This window comes from Glutamicibacter sp. AGC46 (genome assembly GCF_053543715.1).
Map to the genome: position 1 here is coordinate 64428 of NZ_JBLVOJ010000013.1, position 18362 is coordinate 82789.

At 63.1% G+C, this 18362-nt stretch carries 16 protein-coding genes and 1 tRNA gene; 7 read left to right on the forward strand and 10 right to left on the reverse strand.

Annotation, left to right across the window (positions count from 1 at the left end; translation table 11 throughout):
* Positions 1 to 58: 58 nt before the first annotated feature.
* From thrC to argS, 4 genes are read right to left on the reverse strand one after another with little or no spacing between them, the layout of a single operon-like run.
* Positions 59 to 1159 carry a threonine synthase gene (gene thrC / locus ACNPM8_RS10300; protein ID WP_332727313.1) on the reverse strand — a complete coding sequence of 367 codons (1101 nt, stop codon included), beginning with the start codon at positions 1157 to 1159 and terminating at the stop codon, positions 59 to 61.
* Position 1160: 1 nt separating this feature from the next.
* Complete coding sequence (locus tag ACNPM8_RS10305) at positions 1161 to 2447, reverse strand: homoserine dehydrogenase (RefSeq protein ID WP_105658401.1); 1287 nt, start codon at positions 2445 to 2447, stop codon at positions 1161 to 1163.
* Entirely contained in the window at positions 2448 to 3869 is a 1422-nt protein-coding gene (gene lysA, locus ACNPM8_RS10310; protein WP_448939791.1) for a diaminopimelate decarboxylase, read from the reverse strand.
* 6 nt (positions 3870 to 3875) lie between these two features.
* Positions 3876 to 5519: an arginine--tRNA ligase gene (gene argS / locus ACNPM8_RS10315; protein WP_105658399.1), complete on the reverse strand. Its 1644-nt coding sequence runs from the start codon at positions 5517 to 5519 to the stop codon at positions 3876 to 3878.
* A gap of 166 nt (positions 5520 to 5685) precedes the next feature.
* On the opposite strand from argS, the gene ACNPM8_RS10320 reads away from it, so the two are divergent.
* The 4 genes from ACNPM8_RS10320 (at position 5686) to ACNPM8_RS10335 (ending at position 8490) form a co-directional block, all read left to right on the forward strand.
* Positions 5686 to 5761 (forward strand) — tRNA-Arg (locus tag ACNPM8_RS10320).
* A 181-nt stretch (positions 5762 to 5942) separates the two neighbouring features.
* Positions 5943 to 6779: an SDR family NAD(P)-dependent oxidoreductase gene (locus ACNPM8_RS10325; protein ID WP_332487232.1), complete on the forward strand. Its 837-nt coding sequence runs from the start codon at positions 5943 to 5945 to the stop codon at positions 6777 to 6779.
* Positions 6780 to 7055: 276 nt separating this feature from the next.
* Positions 7056 to 7538: a hypothetical protein gene (locus ACNPM8_RS10330; protein WP_146112314.1), complete on the forward strand. Its 483-nt coding sequence runs from the start codon at positions 7056 to 7058 to the stop codon at positions 7536 to 7538.
* 826 nt (positions 7539 to 8364) lie between these two features.
* Positions 8365 to 8490: a hypothetical protein gene (locus tag ACNPM8_RS10335; protein ID WP_286134315.1), complete on the forward strand. Its 126-nt coding sequence runs from the start codon at positions 8365 to 8367 to the stop codon at positions 8488 to 8490.
* Positions 8491 to 8751: 261 nt separating this feature from the next.
* Here ACNPM8_RS10335 and ACNPM8_RS10340 read toward each other — a convergent pair whose 3' ends face one another.
* The 3 genes from ACNPM8_RS10340 to ACNPM8_RS10350 all read right to left on the reverse strand — a co-directional run bounded on the left by ACNPM8_RS10340 (position 8752) and on the right by ACNPM8_RS10350 (position 11548).
* Positions 8752 to 9543 (reverse strand): ABC transporter ATP-binding protein, encoded by a 792-nt coding sequence (locus ACNPM8_RS10340; protein ID WP_133834474.1) that lies wholly within the window; start codon positions 9541 to 9543, stop codon positions 8752 to 8754.
* On the reverse strand, positions 9536 to 10453 hold the full coding sequence (locus ACNPM8_RS10345; protein ID WP_133834475.1) for an ABC transporter permease: 918 nt from the start codon (positions 10451 to 10453) through the stop codon (positions 9536 to 9538). Before ACNPM8_RS10345 ends, ACNPM8_RS10340 begins: the two co-directional genes overlap by 8 nt.
* Before the next feature lie 99 nt (positions 10454 to 10552).
* Positions 10553 to 11548, reverse strand: coding sequence for an ABC transporter substrate-binding protein (locus tag ACNPM8_RS10350; RefSeq protein ID WP_448939792.1), 996 nt, complete (start codon positions 11546 to 11548; stop codon positions 10553 to 10555).
* Positions 11549 to 11946: 398 nt separating this feature from the next.
* Between ACNPM8_RS10350 and hrpA the strand changes: the two genes are divergently transcribed.
* Positions 11947 to 15906 carry an ATP-dependent RNA helicase HrpA gene (gene hrpA / locus ACNPM8_RS10355; RefSeq protein ID WP_448939793.1) on the forward strand — a complete coding sequence of 1320 codons (3960 nt, stop codon included), beginning with the start codon at positions 11947 to 11949 and terminating at the stop codon, positions 15904 to 15906.
* On the opposite strand, the gene ACNPM8_RS10360 is transcribed toward hrpA, so the two are convergent.
* Both ACNPM8_RS10360 and ACNPM8_RS10365 read right to left on the reverse strand, forming a co-directional pair.
* Entirely contained in the window at positions 15901 to 16224 is a 324-nt protein-coding gene (locus tag ACNPM8_RS10360; RefSeq protein ID WP_105658393.1) for a branched-chain amino acid transporter permease, read from the reverse strand. The two genes, hrpA and ACNPM8_RS10360, sit on opposite strands and share 6 nt — an antisense overlap.
* Positions 16214 to 16990, reverse strand: a complete 777-nt coding sequence (locus tag ACNPM8_RS10365; protein WP_448939794.1) for an AzlC family ABC transporter permease — start codon at positions 16988 to 16990, stop codon at positions 16214 to 16216. The genes ACNPM8_RS10360 and ACNPM8_RS10365 overlap by 11 nt, the downstream gene beginning before the upstream one ends.
* An 81-nt stretch (positions 16991 to 17071) precedes the next feature.
* On the opposite strand from ACNPM8_RS10365, the gene ACNPM8_RS10370 reads away from it, so the two are divergent.
* Complete coding sequence (locus tag ACNPM8_RS10370; protein WP_105658391.1) at positions 17072 to 17506, forward strand: Lrp/AsnC family transcriptional regulator; 435 nt, start codon at positions 17072 to 17074, stop codon at positions 17504 to 17506.
* On the opposite strand, the gene ACNPM8_RS10375 is transcribed toward ACNPM8_RS10370, so the two are convergent.
* Positions 17503 to 17883, reverse strand: coding sequence for a hypothetical protein (locus ACNPM8_RS10375; protein WP_105662574.1), 381 nt, complete (start codon positions 17881 to 17883; stop codon positions 17503 to 17505). The two genes, ACNPM8_RS10370 and ACNPM8_RS10375, sit on opposite strands and share 4 nt — an antisense overlap.
* 124 nt (positions 17884 to 18007) lie before the next feature.
* On the opposite strand from ACNPM8_RS10375, the gene ACNPM8_RS10380 reads away from it, so the two are divergent.
* A partial coding sequence (locus ACNPM8_RS10380) for an IS110 family transposase (RefSeq protein ID WP_448939795.1) occupies positions 18008 to 18362 on the forward strand: 355 nt, incomplete at its 3' end.

The following is an 18362-nucleotide window of genomic DNA, read 5'->3' on the forward strand; positions in this document are numbered from 1 at the left end:
GGAGAGCCAATGACGCGGCGGGCCGTCGTGCTGCCGGCGGCTGGCCGGCGAAAAGCTGCTAGGCCAGGCCCAGCGCGCCGGCGACCTCGACCACGTCGAAGGCCACCTTCTTCGGCGCAACTTCCGAGCCGTCGGCCTGCTTCAGGGCCCAGTCCGGGTCCTTCAGGCCGTGGCCGGTCACGGTGATCACGATCTTCTTGCCGGTCGGCGCAGTGCCGGCGGCGTGGTGCTTGAGCAGGCCGGCCACGCCGGCTGCCGAAGCTGGCTCCACGAAGACGCCTTCGCGGCTGGAAAGCCAGCGGTGGGCTTCGAGGATCTGCTCGTCGGTGACCGAGTCGATCTGCCCGCCGGACTCATCGCGGGCGGCTTCGGCCTGTTCCCAGGATGCCGGATTGCCGATGCGGATGGCGGTGGCAATGGTATCCGGTTCGGTGATCGGGTGGCCGGCCACGATCGGGGCGGCCCCGGCGGCCTGGAAGCCCCACATGACCGGGTTCTTGGTGGAGACCGGCTCCAGTTCCTTGCCGGCTTCGTTGGTCCACTTGGAGGAATACTCCTTGTAGCCCTTCCAGTACGCGGTGATGTTGCCCGCGTTGCCTACCGGCAGCAGGTGGTAATCCGGGGCGTCGCCCAGGAAGTCGACGACCTCGAAGGCGCCGGTCTTCTGGCCCTGGATGCGGGCCGGGTTCACCGAATTCACCAGGAACACCGGGTAGTTCTCGCTGAGCTTGCGCGCAACTTCCAGGCAGTTGTCGAAGTTGCCGTCGATCTGGATGATGTCCGCACCGTGGGCGATCGCCTGGGACATCTTGCCCATGGAGATCTTGCCATCGGGCACCAGCACCGCGCACTTCAGCCCGGCCTGGGTAGCGTAGGCGGCGGCCGAAGCGGAGGTGTTGCCGGTGGAGGCGCACACCACGGCCTTGGCGCCGGCAGCCACCGCGGCGGTCATCGCCATGGTCATGCCGCGGTCCTTGAAGGAACCGGTCGGGTTCATGCCCTCGACCTTCAGGTACACCTCGTTGCCGGTCTGCGCCGACAGCGCCGGGGCGTAGACCAGCGGGGTGCCGCCCTCGCCCAGGGTGATGACCTTGGTGTTTTCGTCTACTGGCAGGCGATCGGCATATTCGCGGATCACTCCGCGCCACTGGTGAGCCACGTTAGTTTCCTTCAACTCGCATAACGGATAGAACAGAGTGCACCGCGTCCAGCGCGGTCAGCGCCTCGACGGTGCTGGCCAGGGCCGCTTCGGTGCCCTGGTGGGTCAGGATGCGCAGCTGCGCGCCCGCTTCGGCGTCCACCTGCTGGCTCATCGACTCGATGGAGACCCCGTGCTCGCCGAAGACGGTGGCGATGGCGGCCAGCACGCCGGACTGGTCCTTGACCGACAGGCCAATCCAGTAGCGGGTGTCGATGGCCTCGAAGTCCAGCATCCGTGGCGCCTGGTTAACCGAGCCGTTGGGCAGCGGGGCTCCGGCAGCGATCTGGCGGGCCACGGCAACGACGTCGCCCATGACCGCCGACGCGGTCGGGTTGCCACCGGCTCCAGCCCCGTAGAACATCAGGTCGCCGGCGTTCTGCGCTTCGACGAACACGGCGTTGAACGCGCCATGCACGGTAGCCAGCGGGTGGCTGCGGCGCACCAGGGCCGGGTAGACGCGCACCGAAATCCCGGCTTCGGCCTGCTCGGCGATGGCCAGCAGCTTGATCACGTAGCCGGCGGCGGCCGCGGCCGCGACATCGGCGGCGCTGACTTCGGTGATGCCCTGGGTCCAGACCTGGTCCGAGGACACGGTGGTGTGGAAGGCCAGCGAGGCCAGGATCGCGGCCTTCGCGGCGGCATCGTGCCCGCCCACGTCGGCGGTTGGATCGGCTTCCGCATAGCCCAGCGCCTGGGCTTCGGCCAGCACGTCGTCGAACGCGGCACCGGTGGTGTCCATGGCGTCGAGGATGAAGTTGGTGGTGCCGTTGACGATGCCCATCACCTTGGTGATGTGGTCCCCGGCCAGCGAGTCCGCAATCGGGCGCAGGATCGGGATGGCCCCGGCCACCGCGGCCTCGTAGCGCAGCTGGGCGCCGTTGTCGGCAGCGATCGCGTTCAGTTCGGCGCCCTTGAGCGCAATCAGCGCTTTGTTGCCGGTGATGACGCTGGCACCCTTGGCAAGGGCGGCGGCGATGTATTCGCCGGCCGGCTCCATGCCGCCGAGCAGTTCGATGACCACATCGGCCTGGGCGATCAGCCCGTGGGCGTCGGTGGTGAAAAGCTCCTGGGGCAGCACTGCATCGCGCTTGGCATCTGGGTTGCGCACGGCAATGCCGATCAGCTGCAGGCCGGCGCCCGAGCGGGCCGCTAGTTCGTTTGCATCTTCCAGCAGGATCCGGGCCACCTGGGCTCCGACCGTGCCGCAACCCAGCAGGGCTACCTTCAGGTTCTTTTCGCCGCTCAATTAAACTCCCATGTCACGGGCCAACAAGTCTGTTTCCGTTTCCCTGCGCACGATCAGACGGGCTTGGCCATCGCGTACCGCTACCACCGCGGGGCGGGTGAGGTAGTTGTAGTTGCTCGACAGCGCCCAGCAGTAGGCGCCGGTGGCCGGAACGGCGATCAAATCGCCGGCCGCCACGTCATCGGGCAGGTAAACGTCCTTCACGACTATGTCACCTGACTCGCAATGTTTCCCAACTACACGAGAAATAATTGCGTCGTTTTGCGTCATACGGCTAGCCAGCACGGCGGTGTATTGCGCGTCGTAGAGCACCGGGCGCGGGTTGTCGCTCATCCCGCCGTCCACTGAAATGTAGCGGCGCGGGTGCAGCGCCCCTGAGCCGTCTTCCACCTGGACGTCCTTGCGCACGCCGGCCTCGTAGAGGGTGAAGGTGCTCGGGCCGGCGATGGCGCGGCCCGGCTCGATGGAAATGCGCGGGCATTCCAGCTCGAGTTCGGCGCAGGGCGCCGAGACCACTTCGGCCATCTGCCCGGCCAGCTTGGCCGGGGTGGAGGGGTGGTCCTCGGAGGTGTAGGCAATGCCGTAGCCGCCGCCCAGATCCAGCTCGGGCAGGGAAACACCATGGATCGAGCGGATCTTGGCCAGCAGGCCGAGCATGGTGCGGGCGACCATTGCGAAGCCTTCGGCCTCGAAGATCTGCGAACCGATGTGGGCGTGCAGGCCCAGCAGGTTGATGTTCTGCGCCTCGATCGCCTGGGCGACCGCACGCAGCGCAGGAGAAGTGCCGGAGGCATCGTCCAGGATGGACAGCCCGAACTTCTGGTCCTCGTGCGCGGGGGCGATGGCCTCATGGGTGGAGGCGTGCACGCCGGGGGTAATGCGCAGCATGACCTGCGCGCTCTGGCCCATGGCGTCGGCGATCGAAATCACCCGGTCAAGCTCGTCCAGCGAGTCGATGACCAGGCGCCCGACGCCCATTTCGATGGCGCGGGTGATCTCGGCTGCCGACTTGTTGTTCCCGTGCAGCGAGAGGTTGGCAGCGGGCACCTTGGCGGCGTTGGCCACGGCCAGTTCGCCCCCGGAGCAGGTATCCAGGCGCAGGCCCTCGTCGGTCACCCAGCGGGCCACCTCGGTGCACAAGAATGCCTTGCCGGCGTAGTAGACGTCGACTCCCCCGCACAGCTGCCTGAACGCGTCGTCGAAGGCGGTCTTGAAACCCCGGGCGCGGGCGCGGAAGTCGTTCTCATCGAGCACGAACAGCGGGGTGCCGAACTCGGCGGCCAGCTGGGAGACGGGAAGGCCCTGGATGGACAGTTCGCCGCCAGCCTCGCGGGAAACCCCCGAAGCCCACTCGATCTGTCGAAGTGCGTTGATGTTTTCCGGGAATTGCAGCCATTGCGGGGCTAGCGGCGATACGGCCATAAGGTCTTACATCCTCTCTGGGGCGGAAACGCCCAGCAGTTCCAATCCATTTGCCAAAACGGTGGTGGCGGCGTCGTTCAGCCACAGCCGGGTGCCGTGCACCGGCGCGACCGCTTCGCCTTCGCCCACCGGGGTGATGCGGGTTGCGGCGTACCACGAGTGGTAGGCGCCGGCGACCTGCTCCAGGTAACGGGCAATGCGGTGCGGTTCGCGGAATTCCGCGGCACCGGCAACCACCGACGGGAACTGGCCGAGCACGGCCAGCAGCTCGTTTTCGGTCGGGTCGGTCAGCAGCGCGGCATCGAAGCCGTCACGGGTCACGCCCTTGGCGGCGGCATTGCGGGCCGCGGCGCACGAACGGGCATGGGCGTACTGGACGTAGAACACCGGGTTGTCATTGGTGTTCTTCTTCAGCTGCTCGGGGTCCAGCGCGATCGGCGAATCAGCCGGGAAACGGGCCAGCGAGTAGCGCAGCGCGTCGGCGCCGATCCAGTTGATCAAATCGCGCAGCTCGATGATGTTGCCCGCGCGCTTGGACAGCTTGGCTCCGTTGACGGAGATCAGCTGGCCGATCAGCACCTCGATGTTCTTGTCCTTGTCATCTCCCGCGCAGGCGGCGATCGCCTTCAGGCGGTTGACGTAGCCGTGATGGTCGGCGCCCAGCAGGTAGATCTTCTCTTCGAAGCCGCGGTCCTTCTTGGACAGGTAGTAGGCGGCATCGGCGGCGAAGTAGGTCGGCTCGCCGTTGGCGCGGATCAGCACGCGGTCCTTGTCATCGCCGAAGTCGGTAGTGCGCAGCCAAACCGCGCCCTCCAGATCGAAGATGTGGCCCTGTTCGCGCAGGCGGGCCACGGCGTCAGCCACCGCACCGCCCTCATGCAAGGTGGTTTCGGAGAAGAACACGTCGAAGCTGACGCCGAAGTCGGCCAGGGTGGACTTGATGTCTTCGAGCTGCGCCTTGTAGGCGGCGTCGCGCAGGGCAGGAATTGCTTCTGCTTCGTCCAGCTCGCGCAGCTGCGGGGCTTGGGCCAGGACGGCGTCGCCCAGTTCCTTGATGTATTCGCCCGGGTAGCCGCCCTCTGGCACTGGCAGGCCGTGGATGCGGTTGTACACCGAACGGGCGAAGACGTTCATCTGGTTGCCGGCATCGTTGATGTAGTACTCGCTGGTCACCGAAGCGCCCGAAGCGCGCAGCACGCGGGAGATGGCATCTCCCAGCGCGGCCCAGCGGGTGTGGCCGATGTGCAGCGGGCCGGTGGGGTTCGCGGAAACGAATTCCATGTTGACCACGTGGCCGGCCAGGGCCTCGTTGCTGCCGTAGGCGGAACCCGCCTCGACGATGGTGCGGGCCAGCTCGCCGGCAGCGCCGGCTTCGAGGGTGATGTTCAGGAAGCCGGGACCTGCGATGTCCACGGCGCCGACTCCTGGGACCGAAGCAAGTCGGGTGGCCAGGATCTGGGCGAAGTCGCGCGGGGCCATGCCGGCCTTCTTGCCCAGCTGCAGCGCGATGTTGGTTGCCCAGTCGCCGTGTTCACGGCTTTTCGGGCGGTCCACGCGTACGGTCTCTGGCACCTCGACGGAGATTTCGCCGGCGGCTACGGCTTCGGTGAGGCATGCGGATATTGCTGCGGAGAGTTCTTCAGGAGTCACCGTTCAAGAATACCGGCAATTGCCGTGCTTCTTCAGCATTCATGACTTGCATCGACTGTGAGACTGGCCCGACCCGGTGACTTTTGCAACACATGCGTGCCAAGGTGCTGGAATTGCGCAGATCAAGTGACGACCTGATAGTATTTTTCCTGTTGCCCAGCAACACGCCTCTGTAGCTCAGTGGATAGAGCGTCTGCCTCCGGAGCAGAAGGCCGAAGGTTCGATTCCTTTCAGGGGCACCACCTAAATTGCAGGTCCTGGTTACCAGGGCCTGCTTTTTTTCGCTCTTCTTCTCACGCCGCAGCTCGCGCGAGGCCGCGAACAATCTCCTGTCAGCATTTTCTGGCAGCTTCCCCGTCGCCACAACCTTTAGCTTCGGCTAGGCCCTAAACTCGGATAAACCAACAAGCGCTTAAGGGCACCATGAAAAAAACCATTCTCATTACCGGAGCCAGCGACGGGATCGGGGCCGCATCGGCCCGAGAACTGTCACGACAGGGGCACCAGATTGTCGTTGTCGGTCGGTCGCAAACCAAAACCCAGGCCATCGCCCATGAGCTAGGCGCCAGCTATTTCGTGGCAGACTTCAGCCAGCTCGCACAGGTACGCGGCCTGGCCACGCAGTTGCTCCAGAAGTATCCCCGAATTGATGTGCTGGCTAATAATGCCGGCGGGATCAAGGCAGAGCGCGAACTGACCGTGGATGGATTCGAAAAGACTTTCCAAGTCAATCATCTAGCGCCCTTCCTGCTCACGAATCTGTTGTTGCAACGACTAATCGATTCGGGTGCCACGGTCATTCAGACCGCCAGCATGGCTGCGCGTCTCATGGCCAAATTCGACATTGCGGACCTACAGGGCGAAAACAGCTACTCACCGAGGGCCGCCTACGGCAATGCAAAGTTGGCGAACATTCTGTTCACCTCGGAATTACAGCGGCGCTTTGGCGGTTCCGGGATTAACGCCGTGGCGTTCCACCCCGGGATCGTTGGCACCAGTTTCGCCTCGGACTCCAAGGGGTTATTGAAGTTCCTTTACCACGGTCCGCTTAGGCGCTTCTTCACGGTCGACTCGACCAAGGGTGCCGACCAGCTCGTCTGGCTTGCGGAGGCGAAGCCTGGCGTGCAATTCGAACCGGGCGCCTACTACGAGTCGGGAAAGATCGCATCGAAGGTCAACCCGCTGATCCATGATGAGGTACTAGCGAAGCAACTCTGGGACCGCTCGGCGACCTTGCTTCAAATCCAGAACTGCACATAGGGGAACTCGGAGTCGACCCGACCGGCCTATTCGGGAACTACTGCCGGCATGGACCGGGCTCGTCACCAATCCGAGATGGCGATACCCGCATCAAATTGCCCGCGGCCGCTAACTGCCCACCGCTTGATGGAAAGAGCGATACTCCATCCACTCGACACTGAATTCGCATCGCTACCATTCAAGAGTTCCTCGGCAAACTACCCGAGCGAAAACGCGGGAAATCGAAGTACTCTCATGAACTCTTGATTTTATCCCGCTAAAAGATAATCTTGACACATGACGAAACGCCTCTTTGGAATCATTTCACTTGCTTCTGTGATTGCTTTGGCACTGTCTTCATGCAGCCCTTCGACTTCCCCTGAGACAGCGCTTGGAGAGATTCCTTCGTCAGATACGTCGGGCAGCACCTCGGAATCGCCAGATCCCCTAAAGAAGCATGCCGAATTCCTCGCCCAGAGCGAAGACTCCTTCAAGATTCTCAATGAAACTCATTCCGTGGGCTCGACCACTCTGCGCCTCGGGGATCTTCCCGGAGGATTTGATTCAGTTGGCTTCATAATTTCATGTGATGCAACGTCCCCTTGGGAGATTATCCTGCTAGGTGGATCAAAAACCGGTGCGAGTGGTTGCGATTCGAATTCAGAAATATATACGAGCCTTTCTACCCCGGCACATCAAATCAACACCAATGAGGTACAGCTCGAATTCAAAGTGCCGGTGGGAGTCTGGGTCACTGTTTATGCCACGAATGAAGAATAAACAGGCGTTTCCGATGTTTCATTTGGACACTAGGCGAAAAGCCTAAAGACATCGCGCGGCAGCTGACTGTCCGCGCTAATGATTCGGCGAAAGCCTAACCGGCATTGCCGAGAGGGAACCAAAGCTCCACTTAGAGCAATAGCCGGGGAAATTTCGCTTTGTATCGCGCTTACGAGATACCCGGATGCCAAGAATCCTGAATCACTAGAATTGCAAAGCTTAGGGATCAACCGTGGATGACTGGGATGCCGGATGCTCGGGCGCAGCAGGATACAGTTCCTCCGGTAGCCCTATAGTGAATCCTTCCTCACGGATACTATGGCCACCGACCCACAGTGAGTGCCGAGCATACTGGTTACCGTCAGTCAGGTGAACGGATACTGCGCTTCCAAACTGCTCTCCAACCACTACCGACACATTTTCAGGTGTAATGCCGTGGTTCTCTAGAATCTGCCGAGTCTGGCTGACCATCTCGTCATCCAGGTTTCCTCCTGGAAATGGCGAAGTAACCCGGCAAACTCCAGTGCGATCGCCAGCATACGCAGCAACTACCAATTCCGTGCCCGCCTGCTCTAACGAGCTGACGGGTTTGTGGCCATCGCAGGTTTCATCGGAGTATTTCCCAGTCAAAGAGCAACCCGACAGCAATCCAGTGATGAGAGCCAGACCGACGACTCCTGTCGCTGCAGCTATGTACGCGCTACGGGTTCTCAATAGTCCACCATTCGTTTCGCAGAAGGTGTTAATCCTAGGCAGGTTTATAGCAATGCATCTTTAACTGCATGAATATTTCTCAAATTCATATTGAGTATCGAAGATCAGCTGCATGAGTAAACCCATTAATGCCACCTACGATGCCAGAGCTGCGGCCGCGCATGTCGCGCTCTCTCATGAGCTAGCAGTTGAAACGGCAGAAATCGAGTCTTCTAGCATGCCGTACCTCGTGAACTAGGATCTTGACAGCGCAGGCAGGCCGACAGGTGTAGAACTGATCCATCCTGCTGGTCACTGCCCCAGCCATGTCCAGTCTGCTTATCGCCAGCAATGCATGTGCCGAGGCGCTCTATCGCCGTTGCGGGTACCAATGGACAGGACAGCAAGTCATCGACCGGAGCTCGGGACGCGTCGAGCACCGCCTGCGCAAACCGCTGACTTAAACCCGACAGGCCCCCCACCCATCGGGTGCGGAGCCTGCACGGATACTGGCCAGCTGCTACTGCAGCATGGTCTTGTCATCGAGCTGTGCGCCCTTGATCTTGCTGAATTCCTCCAGCAGGCCCTTGACGGTCATCTTGGACTTCTCTTCCTGGTCCAGGTCCAGGATGATCTGCCCGTCGTGCATCATGATCAGCCGGGTGCCCAGCTGCAACGCCTGTTCCATATTGTGCGTCACCATCAACGTGGTCAGCTGGTGGCGTTCGACAATTTCCTTGGTCAGGCGCGAGACCAGCGCGGCACGCTGCGGATCCAGGGCCGCGGTGTGCTCATCGAGCAGCAGGATCTTGGGCTTGGAGAAGGTGGCCATCAGCAAGCTCAGCGCCTGGCGCTGGCCGCCCGAGAGCAGGCCCACCTTGGTCTTCAAGCGGCCTTCCAAACCGAGTTCCAGGCTCTTGAGTTCCTCGACGAACAGCTCGCGCCGCTTGGAGCCTACGCCCAGGCCCAGGCCGCGGAAACGGCCGCGGGCGTAGGCCAGCGCCATGTTCTCCTCGATGGACATGGTCGGCGCAGTGCCGGCCATCGGGTCCTGGAATACCCGGCCGATGTACTTGGCGCGGGTGTAGTCGGCCATCCTGGTGACGTTCTTCCCCGCGATGGACACCGAACCGGCATCGGGCTGCAGCTTGCCTGCAACCATATTCAGCACGGTGGACTTGCCGGCGCCGTTGGAGCCGATGACGGTGACGAATTCACCGTCGGACAGGTTCAGGTTGATGTTGCGCAGCGCCTTGCGCTCGTTGACAGTTCCCGGGAAGAACGTGCGCGACAGGTTCTTGATTTCAAGCATTGGTGCGAACCTCTTCCTTGGTTTCAACTTCTGCTGGGGTGCGCTTGAAGTTCTTGATGATCTTCTGGAAGCCCTTCCACTTCGGCAGCAGCAGGGCGACGACGACGAGGACCGCGGAGATCAGCTTCATGTCGTTGACCTCCAGGCCTGCCGACAGGGCCATCTGGATCACCAGGCGGTAGATCACTGCGCCGAAGACCACCGCGATGGCGGCCAGCCAGATGTAGCGCTGGGTGAAGATCGCCTGGCCGACGATGACCGAGGCCAGGCCGATCAGGATCAGGCCGATGCCCATGCCGATATCGGCGAAGCCCTGGTACTGGGCGATGACCGCTCCGGACAGCGCCACCAGGCCGTTGGACAGCGCCAGGCCCAGGATCTTCTGGTTGTCGGTGCTCACGCCGAAGGAACGGATCATTTCCTGGTTGTCGCCGGTGGCCCGCATGGCCATGCCCAGCTCGGTGTGCAGGAACCAGACGATCGCTGCCACGAAGACCAGGCAGACGGCAAAGAGGATGGCCACCGACGCCCAGGAGCCGAGTAGGCCCGAGACGCGCATCGGGCTGATCAGGGTCTCCTCCCCCAGCAAGGGGGTGTTGGCCTTGCCCATGATGCGCAGGTTGATCGAGTACAGCGCGATCATGGTCAGGATGCCGGCGAGCAGGCCGTCGATCTTGCCCTTGGTATGCAGCAGGCCGGTAATGACACCGGCAACCATGCCGGCGAAGAAGGCCAGCACGGTGGCCAGCCAGGGATTCATCCCGTTCACGATGCCCACCGAGGCGACGGCGGCACCGGTGGTGAAGCTGCCGTCGACAGTCAGGTCGGGAAAGTCCAGGATACGGAAGGTCAGGTACACCCCGAGCGCCATGATGGCGTAAATCAGGCCGAGTTCAACCGCTGTGATCATGTGTGGATCCTTGAGTTGTAAGTTTTGCAGGTAATCACGACGAAAGGCGAGGCACCAGGTTATGCGCCTCGCCTTGCGTCGGTAAGTTGTTGCCGGGGCTTAGTAGACCTCTACGGCTTCGGACTTCATCTCGTCGGTGAATTCGATGCCTGCCTTCTTGGCGGCATCTTCATTCAGGTAGAGATCGACCTCGGAGATGGTCTCCACCGGCAGGGTTGCCGGCTCGGCCTCGCCCTTGAGCAGCTTCACGGCCATGGCAGCGGTCTGCGCGCCCAGCTTCTCGTAGTTGATGCCGTAGGTTGCGGTAGCGCCGCGCTTGACGGACTCGCCGTCAGCCGAAATGACCGGCACGCCGTTCTTCTCGGCAACCTGCAGCAGGCCTTCCAGGGCGGAAACGACAGCGTTGTCAGTCGGAACGTAGTACGCGTCGACATCCAGCGAGCTGGCGGCCTGCTGGACTTCGCTGGACGCCGAGACTGCGGCTTCTTCAATGGTCAGACCCAGGCCCTTGGCTGCTTCCTTGGCCATCTTCACCTGGACTGCGGAGTTGGCTTCACCCGAGGAGTAGACAATGCCGACCTTCTTGGCATCGGGCACCAGGTCCTTGAGCAACTGCAGCTGCTCGTCGACCGGGTTCATGTCCGACGTGCCGGTGACATTCGCGCCCGGAGCTTCATTGGAGGCGACCAGCTTGGCATCAACCGGGGCGGTCACAGCGGAGAAGAGCACCGGAACCTTGGTAATCGCCTGCGCCGCAGCCTGGGCCGATGGGGTAGCAATTGCCAGCACCAGGTCGATATCCGAATCAGCGGCGAGCTTGCCGGCAATCGAGGTGTTGGTAGCCTGATCGGTTTCGGCGTTGTTCTCGTCGTAGCTGATCTTCTCGCCGGTGTAGCCGGCTTCTTCCATGCCTGCCTTGAAGCCGGTGACCACTGCGTCCAGCGAAGGGTGCGAGACGAACTGGGAGATGCCGATCTTGACGGCCTCGTCGCCGCCCTCCGCGGTGCCCTGCTCGCCACTGCCGCCGCAGGCGGTCAGGGCCAGTGCGCCAGCTGCTGCGATGGCAGCGAATTTCATGGCGGTGAAGCTCTTCATTGAAGTTCCTTTCAAAGTTCCCTTGCGAGTGATTCCCACCGATAGCGCGGAAGCCTGGTTATGAAGCGCAACTGGTGCGCAGCATGCGGGAACCGTCCAGGCATCACATCGATGATTACCCCCGATCTTACATGTGAACGACCTCACCTTGCCTACAATCAAGGTCGATTCCTAGACGTTTGCATCTTGATACGGATTCTTGTGGACACAAATGCTCCGCCGGGAAGCAGAATCTGGAAGTTTTGTATTTACCGGCCCGAACTTGTCGACAATTGCTTGGACAATCTGAAAATTTGACTCATGGAGCAATGCGTCCGGGAGCACATTTCCTGCCCCGAATCGGGCTTCGGCCCGGCGGCCACCACGAAAATGCGTGGCGCGAATAGAATGGGAACATCATGGCGCTCAGCATTACGTATCCCGAAGCCCTTCCCGTTTCAGCCCGCCGCGAGGACATCCTCGCCGCGGTCCGCGAAAACCAGGTCGTGGTAATCGCCGGCGAAACCGGTTCGGGCAAGACCACCCAGCTTCCCAAGATGCTCATCGAGCTCGGCCTGGCCGAGAAGGGCATGATCGGGCACACCCAGCCGCGCCGCCTGGCCGCGCGCACCGTGGCCGAGCGCATCGCCGAGGAAATGGGCACCGAAATCGGCGAGGAAGTCGGCTTCCACGTGCGCTTCACCGGCGAGGTTTCGCGCAAGACCAAGCTGAAGGTGATGACCGACGGCATCCTGCTAGCCGAGATCAAGCGCGACAAGCTGCTCAAGAAATACTCGGCGATCATCATCGACGAGGCCCACGAGCGCAGCCTGAACATCGATTTCCTGCTGGGCTACCTCAAGCAGATCATGCCCAAGCGCCCCGAGCTGAAGATCATCATCACCTCCGCCACCATCGACCCGCAGCGCTTCGCCGAGCACTTCGGCAAGCCGCTGCCCGGCGGCGGCGTCGAGCCTGCCCCGATCCTGGAGGTTTCCGGGCGCACCTTCCCCGTCGAATTGCGCTACCGCCCGCTGCAGGCCGAGCTCGATGTCGACGCGGACGAGGCCGCGGAGAACACGCTGGAGGAAGAACGCGACCCACTGGATGCGGTCACCGACGCGGTCAAGGAACTGAGCGGCGAAGCGCCCGGGGACATCCTGATCTTCTTCTCCGGCGAGCGCGAAATCCGCGACGCGGCCGAAGCCTTGCGCGCCATGGTCACCGCCAATAAGCGCCTGCCGCGCTATGAGGTGCTCCCGCTGTTCGCCCGGCTGTCGCTGGCCGAGCAGCACCGGGTCTTCCACCCCGGTGGCGCCCCGCGCATCATCCTGGCCACCAACGTCGCCGAGACCTCGCTGACCGTGCCGGGCATCAAGTACGTGATCGATACCGGCACCGCCCGCATTTCGCGCTATTCGCACCGCACCAAGGTGCAGCGCCTGCCCATCGAGCGCGTTTCGCAGGCCAGCGCCAACCAGCGTTCGGGACGTTGCGGCCGCGTGTCGGAGGGCATCGCCATCCGCTTGTACTCGGAGCCCGACTACGAGGCGCGTCCCGAATTCACCGACCCGGAAATCCTGCGCACCAACCTGGCCAGCGTGATCCTGCAGATGATCTCCATGGGCGTGGTCGCTTCGGCCGCCGAGGTTGCCAGCTTCCCGTTCGTCCAGCCGCCCGAAGCCAAGGCCATCACCGATGGCGTGAACCTGCTGCGCGAGCTCGGTGCACTGGAGCAGGACAAGGCCGCGAAGCTGACCGAAACCGGCAGGGCGCTGGCGGTGCTGCCGCTGGATGTGCGCCTGGGCCGGATGATCGTCGAGTCCGCACAGCGCGGGGTCGCCAAGGAAGTGATGGTGCTGGCTGCCGGGCTGAGCATCCAGGATCCGCGCGAGCGTCCCAGCGAGGAAACCGGGCAGCGTGATCGTGCGGTGGAGCTGCATAAGCGCTTCGCCGATGACAAGTCCGACTTCATTGCATTGCTGAATTTGTGGGCCTACCTGCAGGAGCAGCAGAAGGACCTGTCCTCCTCCGCTTTCCGCCGGCTGTGCAAGAACGAGTTCATCAACTACCTGCGCGTGCGCGAGTGGCAGGACCTGTTCACCCAGCTGCGCCAGCTGGCCAAGCCGCTGGGCATCACCATGGCGGCCGCCCCGATCGACCCGGCGGCCAATGAGGACCAGGTGCACAAGTCGCTGCTGTCGGGCCTGCTGGGGCACATCGGGCTCTACGATGAGCGCAAGCGCGACTACCTGGGCGCGCGCGGCACCCGTTTTGCGATCTTCCCCGGCTCGGGCCTGTTCAAGAAGTCCCCGACCTGGGTGATGTCCGCCGAGCTGGTGGAAACCTCGCGGCTGTGGGCCCGCACCAACGCGGCCATCTCCCCCGAATGGGTGGAAGAGCTGGCTCCGCACCTGCTCAAGCGCACCCACTCCGAGCCGCACTGGTCCAAGCGCACCGGTTCGGTCATGGGCTACGAGAAGGTCACGCTTTTCGGCCTGCCGATCATCCCGCGCCGCCAGTTCCACTACTGGCGGGTGGATAAGGACCTGGCTCGCGAGCTGTTCATCCGCCACGCGCTGGTGGAGGGCGATTGGCGCACCCACCATAAGTTCTTCGCCAAGAACCGGGCGCTGCTCGAAGAAGTCGAAGAGCTCGAAACCCGCATGCGCCGCCATGACCTGCGCATTTCCGATGAAGACCTGTTCGCCTTCTACGATGCCCGGGTGGGCGCCGAGGTCTACTCGGAGCGCCACTTCGACCGCTGGTGGAAGAAGGCCCGCGCCACCGATCCCTCGCTGCTGGACTTCGACCCCGAGGCGCTGCTGGCCGAGTCCGATGCGGTTGACGAGGCCGCGTTCCCCACCACCTGGCAGCTGGGCAGCATCCACTTGCCGCTGTCCTACGAGTACAACCCGGCGGCCGCCCCAGGAGAAGGCGATGGCGTGTCGCTCACGGTCCCGGTGGTGTTCTTGAACCAGCTGGATCCCGCGCGCTTCGCCTGGCTGATTCCGGGGTTGCGCCACGAGCTGCTCACCGCGCTGATCCGTTCGATGCCCAAGGCCATCCGCAAGAACTTCGTGCCCGCCCCGGATGTGGCGGCCAAGGCGCTGGCCATGCTGGAGGCGGACTTCGATCCGGCGGCCGATGACCTGGCCGATTCCCTGGCCTTGGTGCTGCGCCGGCTGCGCGGCATGGTCGTCGAGCCTTCGGTCTTCGACTTCTCGACCCTGCCTGCGCACCTGCGCTTCGGCTTCACCGTCACCGATGCTTCGGGGAAGGTGCTGGGCAGCGGCGATGACCTGGCCGCGTTGCAGTACAAGTTCGCCGCGGCCAACCGCGCCGCGCTGGCCAGCGGGGTCAACTCCCCCGGTGTCGCCACCGGCAAGCCGGGGGTGCCTGGCAAGCCTGCGGCCGCGTCGAAGGCGCAGTCCAGGAAGAAGGGCGCCGCGGCCACCGCAGCGGCGGCCACCGGCGCCTGGGACCAGAAGTCGCTGGATCATTGGCCGCAGCTGGAATCATCAGGCGATACCCTGGGCGATACGCTGCCTGCCAAGGTCACCACCACGGTGATGGGCCAGCAGATCACCGCCTATCCGGGGCTGATGGACACCGGCGAAAAGGTCGACCTGAGTGTTTTCCGCACCCAGGCCGAGCGCGATGCGGCGCACCGCACCGGTGTCATCCGGTTGCTGATGCTGCGCTTGCCGCCTGCCGGGAAGTTCGTGATTTCGCACCTGAAGAACGCTGAGAAGCTGGTGTTTACGCAGAACCCGCACGGGTCCATCGAGAAGCTGATTGCCGATTGCACCATGGCCGCGGTAGACCAGCTGGTGCCCGAGAAGCTACCGATGAACCGCGCCGAATTCGAGGCGCTGTTCGAGACGGTGCGCGCCGAGCAGATCGACACGGTCTTCACGATTACCGGGATCGTGGCGAAGGTCTTCGGCTCCTCGACCCGGATCAACAAGGATCTGAAGAGCACCAACTCCCTGGCGATGTTCGCGGCAGTCACCGATATCCGCTCCCAGCTCGAGCAGCTGATCTATCCGGGCTTCATCGCGGCCACCGGGGCAGCGAACCTGATGCGCCTGCCGCGCTATGTGCAGGGCATCGAGAAGCGCTTGGAGAAGCTGCGCGCAGGTGCGGTCACCCGTGATTCCCAGGCCCTGGTCGTGATCCAGAAGCTGGAAGACGAATACGATACCGCCCTGGATCGGGTTCCGCCCGGAGCCCGGGTGCCGGCGGACTTGGCCCAGGTGAAGTGGATGCTGGAGGAAATGCGCATTTCGCTGTTCGCCCAAGAGCTGGGCACCGCCTATTCGGTCAGCGAAAAGCGCATCCGCAAGGCGATCAAGGATTCGCTGGCGCAGCTATAGCGGCCAGCTGAGGATCCCAACGTAGACGGCGGTACCGCCCAGCACGCTGAGCACCGCATTGGACTTGAGCAGGTGCAGCACCACGGTGGCCGCCAGGGCGGTGGCCACCGGCCACGCCACGGCCGGATCCGCAATGCCGGCAGGCACCGTGGAAGCAACCAGCACCACCATGATTCCCAAGGGCATGCGCAGCGCCAGGTAGTTGATGAACGCGTTGCTGCGCAATTTGGCGATGAAGGCGAAGGGCAAGGCACGCAGCCCGAAGGTCACTGCGGTGCTCAACGCGATGGCCGAGAAGAGGTAGAGGCTATCGGGCATCGGCTGCTTCTCCCGCCTGCTGCCCGCCGGCCTGCTGAGCGGTGCCGGTGCGCCGTCGCAGCAGGTAGGCCGCCGCAAGTCCGGCCAGGAAAATCGCCATGGCTACCACCATCATGCTCTGCGGTGCGATCCAGCTGGCCGCCACGGCGCTGATCAGCGCCAGCATGGACAGCGGCACACTGCGGTAGGCCTTGAACGCTTCGATCGCCAGCACGGCAAACAATGCGGTCACCGCGAATTCCAGACCCCTGATGGATTCGGGGATCATTGCGCCCAGCAGCGATCCGCCCAGCACGCTGGTGGTCCAGCTTGCATGGAACAGGCTCTGGATGGCCAGGATCCGCGTCGAGGGATAGTCCTTCCGCTCGGCCTGCAGGGTCAGCGCATAGGCCTCATCGGTCAGCGCAAACATGCTGTAGAACTTCGCCCCCTGGCCCTTGACCCGGTGCAGCGGGAAAGAGATCGCATAGAATACGTGGCGGAAATTGACTACCAGCGTGGTCAGGGCGATATGGGACAGCGGCGCCACGGCGGCAAGCAGCCCGATCAAGAGGAATTCCAGGGAACCGGCGAACACCAGCCCGGCAAGCAAGGGAGCTGACCACCAGGGCAATCCCGAGCGCACCAGCAGCACGCCCAGGGCCAGGCCCAATGGCATGACCGCCAGACTGGCGGGAAGCACATTTTTCGCGCCCAGCCTGATCTGCTGCCATCGGCCCTGGTCGGACAAAGGCCGGGAACCTTTAATTGCCAGTTTTTCGCTCATGAAGCAATATTAGGAAATTCCAAGCCAAATATGGTTGCCAATTCTAGCCAACCGACGGGTTGGATCGGCAATAATAGATGCATGGATGATCTTGACCGCGCAATTATTGCCGAACTGGAAAATGACGGCCGCATCAGCAACCTCGAGCTCTCGCGCAGGGTGGGCCTGACCCCCGCTCCCTGCCTGCGCCGCGTCCAGCGCCTGGAGGCCGAGGGAATCATCCATGGCTACAAGGCGATCGTCAATCCCAAGGCCTATGGCAGGGGCTTCGAGGTTACCGTGGCCATTGACGTCGAAATGAACAACGAGCACAGCCTCGACGAATTCGAGAAGGCGGTGGACACCGTTGCCGGCGTCACCGAAATACGCCGCCTCTACGGCCAGCCCGACTACTTCCTGCGCATCCAGGTGGCCGATGCCGAGGCCTACGACCGGGACCTGATTCCCAAGCTGACCGCGCTGCCGGCGGTCCGCCGCGTCACCTCCCACATGACCATGCGCCGGGTGAAGGGCTAGGGCACTGCGGGCGTGGCGATCACCTGCACGTCATCTTCGTAGATGATGGTGCCCGGAGCACTGCTTTCCAGCTTCTCCCAGCCGATCCGGTGCGCGTCGAGCAACCGCAAATACGGCTCGACGCGCTCCAGCAGGTGCTGCGCGCTGCCCTTGAACCACGCCACGGCCCCGGGGTTGATCGCATGATCGTAGATTGCCCGATGGGTGCGGCTCGGGTTCGGATAGGCAGCGTCGTACCAGTCGTTGCCCGCACGCCAGATGGCGTGTTCGGCGGCGCTCAGCTTCCCGCCGTGGCCCAGGGAATTGGCCAGCGCGAAAATCCCCAGGTGCACGCCGCGGTGGTTGGGCTCGGTGCCCTGGTAGCGGATGAATTGCACCGGCTAGACCCTATGAGTAAGAGGTTTTTTCGCCAGGCCTCTTGCGGATCAGGGCCTCACGGTGCAGATTCGTGGATCATCCCCGAGAACGGCTCGGGGATGCCGACATGCAGCGGAGGCCCTGATGTTTACCCAGCGTACTGCGATCGGACTGGATGTGCACGCACGATCCATCCGCGCAACAGCCCTCGACACCCGCACGGGTGAAGTCCTCGAAGCGAAACTCCCCGGCGGGAACGAAGCCGTCACGACATGGATCAACGGGATCGCTGCCGACCACGGACCCGTCGCGGTCGCCTACGAAGCCGGTCCTACCGGATTCAGCCTCGCACGCACCCTCGCGGGCATGCACTACCCGGTGACCGTCGCGGCCCCGTCGAAGCTCCTGCGCCCTTCCGGGGACAAGGTCAAAACCGATGCCCGCGATGCCCTGCTGCTGGCACGACTGATCAAAGTCGATGAACTCGTGGCAGTGCGCG

Coding starts and splice junctions, on each gene's coding strand:
- lysA (WP_448939791.1), bottom strand. CDS start 3,869: ATGGCCGTATCGCCGCTAGCCCCGCAATGGCTGCAATTCCCGGAAAAC.
- ACNPM8_RS10325 (WP_332487232.1), top strand. CDS start 5,943: ATGAAAAAAACCATTCTCATTACCGGAGCCAGCGACGGGATCGGGGCC.
- ACNPM8_RS10330 (WP_146112314.1), top strand. CDS start 7,056: ATGACGAAACGCCTCTTTGGAATCATTTCACTTGCTTCTGTGATTGCT.
- ACNPM8_RS10335 (WP_286134315.1), top strand. CDS start 8,365: ATGAGTAAACCCATTAATGCCACCTACGATGCCAGAGCTGCGGCCGCG.
- ACNPM8_RS10340 (WP_133834474.1), bottom strand. CDS start 9,543: ATGCTTGAAATCAAGAACCTGTCGCGCACGTTCTTCCCGGGAACTGTC.
- ACNPM8_RS10345 (WP_133834475.1), bottom strand. CDS start 10,453: ATGATCACAGCGGTTGAACTCGGCCTGATTTACGCCATCATGGCGCTC.
- ACNPM8_RS10350 (WP_448939792.1), bottom strand. CDS start 11,548: ATGAAGAGCTTCACCGCCATGAAATTCGCTGCCATCGCAGCAGCTGGC.
- hrpA (WP_448939793.1), top strand. CDS start 11,947: ATGGCGCTCAGCATTACGTATCCCGAAGCCCTTCCCGTTTCAGCCCGC.
- ACNPM8_RS10360 (WP_105658393.1), bottom strand. CDS start 16,224: ATGCCCGATAGCCTCTACCTCTTCTCGGCCATCGCGTTGAGCACCGCA.
- ACNPM8_RS10365 (WP_448939794.1), bottom strand. CDS start 16,990: ATGAGCGAAAAACTGGCAATTAAAGGTTCCCGGCCTTTGTCCGACCAG.
- ACNPM8_RS10370 (WP_105658391.1), top strand. CDS start 17,072: ATGGATGATCTTGACCGCGCAATTATTGCCGAACTGGAAAATGACGGC.